At 77.9% G+C, this 4,599-nt stretch carries 3 protein-coding genes and 1 pseudogene; 1 reads left to right on the plus strand and 3 read right to left on the minus strand.

Annotated elements, in window-relative coordinates; genetic code table 11:
• Window positions 1–1,429, minus strand: a pseudogene (locus ACFUEL_RS35580) (serine protease); the annotation flags it as partial.
• A 488-nt stretch (window positions 1,430–1,917) separates the two neighbouring features.
• On the opposite strand from ACFUEL_RS35580, the gene ACFUEL_RS35585 reads away from it, so the two are divergent.
• On the plus strand, window positions 1,918–2,427 hold the full coding sequence (locus tag ACFUEL_RS35585) for a GNAT family N-acetyltransferase (RefSeq protein WP_380241702.1): 510 nt from the start codon (window positions 1,918–1,920) through the stop codon (window positions 2,425–2,427).
• A 21-nt stretch (window positions 2,428–2,448) separates the two neighbouring features.
• Here ACFUEL_RS35585 and truB read toward each other — a convergent pair whose 3' ends face one another.
• Both truB and ACFUEL_RS35595 read right to left on the minus strand, forming a co-directional pair.
• Window positions 2,449–3,354, minus strand: coding sequence for a tRNA pseudouridine(55) synthase TruB (truB, locus tag ACFUEL_RS35590; RefSeq protein WP_380241704.1), 906 nt, complete (start codon window positions 3,352–3,354; stop codon window positions 2,449–2,451).
• A 95-nt stretch (window positions 3,355–3,449) separates the two neighbouring features.
• On the minus strand, window positions 3,450–4,599 hold a 1,150-nt coding region (locus ACFUEL_RS35595; RefSeq protein ID WP_380241705.1), incomplete at its 5' end, for a bifunctional oligoribonuclease/PAP phosphatase NrnA.

Here is a 4,599-nt window from a genome sequence, read left to right on the forward strand (position 1 = left end):
GGGTGAGCGCGACCCGGCGGGCGACGGTGAGGCAGGCCAGGTCGAGCCAGCCGTCGAAGAGTTCGGCCCGGCTGCCGACCGGGCCGTGCACGCCCGCGCCGCGCAGTTCGCCGGCCAGCCGCAGGGCCAGCGGGTGGCCGCGTTCGGCCGGGCCGAGGAAGCCGCCGGGCAGCCCGTAGCGGCGCCCGGCCCGAGCCGCGGCGTCGTCGGTGAGCGGTCCGAGCCACAGCGCGCGGGCGGCGGAGCGCCAGGGGCCGAGCTGGTCCCAGCCGTCGGGCCGGCAGGCGACCAGGGCCCGGGCGCGGTGGGTGCGCAGCCACTCCAGGGCGGCGCCCAGCCAGCGCGCGGACAGCGCGAGCGGCGCCTCCTCGGGCCCGTCGAGCACCACCAGCAGCGGCCGTCCGGCGTCGGCGCACAGGGCGGCGATCTCCTCCGGCCCGGCTTCCGGGAGGCCCGCGTGCCGGGCCGCCGCGGCGAGCCGGCGGCGCAGCGGGTCGCCGAGGGCGCGGTCGCCGGGGGCGAGGTCGGCGCCGCGCAGCCACAGGGTCGGCAGCGGTCGGGCGGCGCCGGCCCGGCGCACGGCGAGGGCCGCGAGTTCGGTGGTGCGGCCGCTGCCGCTGTCGCCGAGCAGCACGGTGAGGGCGTCCTGCGGCTCCTCGCCGCTGAGGCCGTCGGGGCGGTCGACCCGGTCGGCGGCGAGTTCGGCGATCCGTCCGGGCCCGGCGGCGGCGCCCTCCAGCTGGGCCCCGGCCAGGCGCAGCGCGCCGCCGAGGTTGAGCGCCCGCCCGTACGCGGGGGCGTCGGCGGCGTTGCGGGCCAGCAGCCGGCCGAGCGGGGTGTCCGGGCCGGGCGCGCCGTCGGCGGTGAGCGGGACGGCGGCCGTGCCGGGGCCGGGGACGGCGCGCACCCGGGGGGCGGTCACGGCGAGCACCGCGCCGGTCTCCGGGTCGAGCACGGGCGCCCCGGCGAGCGGGGTCACCGGCAGGTCGAGCAGCAGGACGCCGGGGACGGTGCGGACCAGGGCACCGTCCCCGCAGCGTCCGTTCTCCCGGCCGAGCGGACCGCCCCGGGCGAGGGCGGGCGCGCCGTCCTCCCAGCGCTGGTGCGGCACCGCGACGGGGCCGGTGACCGGTCCGCGCCCGACCGGCAGGGCCGGGCCGGGCAGGCCGCCGACCGCGGCGGTGCGCAGCAGGGCCAGGCCGCGGTCGGGCAGCAGGTCGACGCTCTCGGGGCCGAGCACCCGGGTCTGCCCGCCGGGGGTGTGCAGCACCAGCCGGGGCAGTCCGGCGACCGCCTCGTGCGCGGTGACCACCGTGCCGTCCCGGTCGGCGAGGAAGCCGAGGCCGCACAGCCGGCCCTGCTGGTCCCTGATCCGCAGCAGCGCCTGTGCCGGATCCCCCGCGAAGCCGGCGCCCGCACCCTCGCCCATCCCGCCCGTCCTCCCGCCGGGCCGCGTCCGGCCCCGTGCGGGACCGGGGTACGGCCGCCGTACACGCCGCCGGTCAGCCTGCCCCCCACCAGCCCCTCGGCACCTCGCACGCCCCTCTCACCACACCGCTTCACTCCGCGCGCCCCCATCCCCGCTGTTCGGCGCGCGCCCCGCACCGAACCACCCGCCCTGCCCCCGCCCGCCGGTCCCGCCCCGGGCGTCCGCCCCCAACTGCCCAGCCGGTTGGAGCACTTGGGTGAAGCACGCGGCGACGGCGGGCAGCGCGCGACGACGGGCAGCACGCGACGACGGCCGGGGAGGGCGCGGTGAGCCGGTCGAGCAAGCCACCGCCCCGGCCGCCCGCCCCGGCCGCCCGGCCCGGCCGCTCGGAGCCACCCGCCCCCCGCCCGCACCACCCGGCCCCGACCGGGGCCCCGCGCCGGAAAACCGCTGGCACCCCGCCCCCGCCCCCGGTCACCATGCCCGGCATGGAGATTCGCCTGGAACCCTGGTCCGACTCCCGCCTCGGCCTGCTGGAGCGCATCAACACCCCGCTGATGCGCCGCCACGTCGGCGGCCCGGAGACCCCCGAGCAGCTGCTCGTGCGCCACCGCCGCTACCTCGAACTGCCGTCCCTGGGCGGCGTGGTGTACGCGGTGCTGGTGGACGGCGAGGAGGCCGGGTCGATCGCCCGCCACCGCCGCGGGTGGCGGGGCGCCGAGGTGCACGAGACGGGGTGGAACGTGCTGCCGGAGTTCCAGGGCCGGGGCGTCGCGCTGGCGGCGGGCCGGGCGATGCTCGCCGCGCTGCGCGCCGAGGTCGCCGCCGATCCCGCCTCCCCCGGCGTGCTGCACGCCTTCCCGGCCGTCGACAACGCCGCGTCCAACGCGCTCTGCGCCCGCCTGGGCTTCACCGACGGCGGGCCGTGCGACTTCGAGTACCCGCAGCGCTCCGGCCGCTTCCTGCGCAGCACCGACTGGCACCTGGCGCTGCGCTGAAACGGCCGGTCCAAGGCCGCCTCAGCCGACGAACACCGCTACCGGCTTGGCCTTGCCGCCGCTCTCCTCGATCAGTGCCAGGAACCGCCCGTCCGGGTCGAAGACCGCGACCGGCCCGTCCGCGCCCAGTCCGGGCGCGTCCAGCCGCATGCCGTTGGAGAGCAGCCGGGCCTGTTCGGCGTCGACGTCCCAGCGCGGGAAGGCGGCGGCCGCGGCCTCGGCGATCGGCAGCACCTCCAGCTTCTCCTCCAGCTGCTCCAGGGTGTGCGCCGATTCGACCGTGTACGGCCCGACCCTGGTGCGCCGCAGCGCGGTCAGGTGCCCGCCGACGCCGAGCCCGGCGCCCAGGTCCCGGGCCAGCGCCCGGATGTACGTGCCGGAGGAGCACTCGACGGTGACGTCCAGGTCGAGCACCGGCGTGCCGTCCTCGGCGACGGCGGGCCGCATCCCGTGCAGGGTGAAGGAGTGCACGGTGGTGGGCCGGGCGGCGATCTCGAAGTCCTCGCCCTCGCGGACCCGCGCGTACGAGCGCTTGCCGTCGATCTTGATCGCGCTGACCTTGGACGGCACCTGCATGATCTCGCCGGTCAGTTCGGCGATCCCGGCGTCGATCGCGTCGCGCGCCACGCCGTCGGCCGGGACGGAGGCGGTGACCTCGCCCTCCCGGTCGTCGGTGATCGTGGTCTGGCCGAGCCGGATCGTCGCCTCGTAGGTCTTGGCGGTGAGCATCAGGTGGCCGAGCAGCCGGGTGGCCCGCTCGACGCCGATCACCAGCACGCCGGTGGCCATCGGGTCGAGGGTGCCCGCGTGCCCGACCTTCCGCGTCCCGGCGAGCCACCGCAGCTTGGCGACCACGCCGTGCGAGGTGATGCCCTCCGGCTTGTCGACGACGACCAGCCCGTCGGGGCCCGTCCCTTTACGCTTCATCGCTTCATCATCATTTCGAAATCCCGCGCGCATCCCTGCCCCGCGCGCACCCCTGCGCGGCCGCTCCCGCGGGCCGACCACCGAACCGCACGAGCCTAGCGCGCGCCCGGCTCCCCGGAGTCCGCCGCCGGCGCCCCCGGCTCCGCCGCGACCTCCGCCAGCGCCGCCCGGAACCGCTCCACGACGGTCTCCACGGCCTCCCGGGCGCTGAACCCGGCCGCGTACACGTGCCCGCCGCCGCCGAGCCGGGCGCACACCGCCGCGACGTCGACCGCGCCGCGGGAGCGGCAGGAGCCGCGCAGCGTGCCGTCCGGGTCCTGCTTGAGCACCAGCGCGACGTCCGCCTCGGCGGGCTTGCGCAGCACGTCGATCAGGCCCTCGATCTCCTCGACGGTGACGCCGAACAGCGCCAGGTCCTGGTAGGGCACCCAGGTCCACACCAGTCCGTGCCCGCCGGCCTCCTCGGGCTCGAACGCGGCCCGCTCCAGCGCGCCGGCGAGCACCTTGAGGTACCCGAAGGAGGTGGTGTCCCACAGCTGCCGGGAGATCAGGTCCTGCCGGATCCCGGTGGCCAGCATCCGCCCGGCCATCTCGTGGGTGGCGGGCGTGGTGGCCCGGTACTTGAACGAGCCGGTGTCGGTGGCGATGCCGGTGTACAGGCAGGTCGCGATGGCCCGGTCGAGCGGCACCCGCAGCCGCCGCAGCAGCTCGTCCACCAGGACGGCGGTGGCGGGCGCGGCCGGGTCGATCAGCCGGACGGTGCCGAAGCCGGGGTTGGAGGCGTGGTGGTCGAACACCACCAGTGCGTCCGCCGCGAAGGCGTTGGCGTGCAGCAGGCCGAGCCGCTCCTCGGAGGCCGCGTCGAAGGCCAGCACCAGGGCGGGCGCGGCGGGCACCGCGGCGGCGGGGACGATCAGCTCCTGTCCGGGCAGGAAGGACAGCGACTCCGGGATGACCTGCGGGTCGTCGCCGAAGGACACCCGCACCCGCTTACCCAGGCCGCGCAGCGCCAGCGCGGCGGCCAGCGCCGAGCCGAGCGCGTCGCCGTCCGGGCAGATGTGGCAGATCAGGTCGATCTCGTCGCTGCCCGCGATCAGTTCGAGGGCGCGCCGCCACTCCTCCTCGAACCGGCCCGCGCCGCCGGCCGCGTCGGCGTCCGTGTCCGCCTCCGCCCCGGATCCGCCCGACGACCCGCTGCGAGGGCCCGGAAGCACCGCGAGGGCGGTCTCCACCCCGGTGGGGGAG

It is taken from the genome of Kitasatospora sp. NPDC057198, from assembly GCF_042670125.1.
Lineage (GTDB): Bacteria > Actinomycetota > Actinomycetes > Streptomycetales > Streptomycetaceae > Kitasatospora.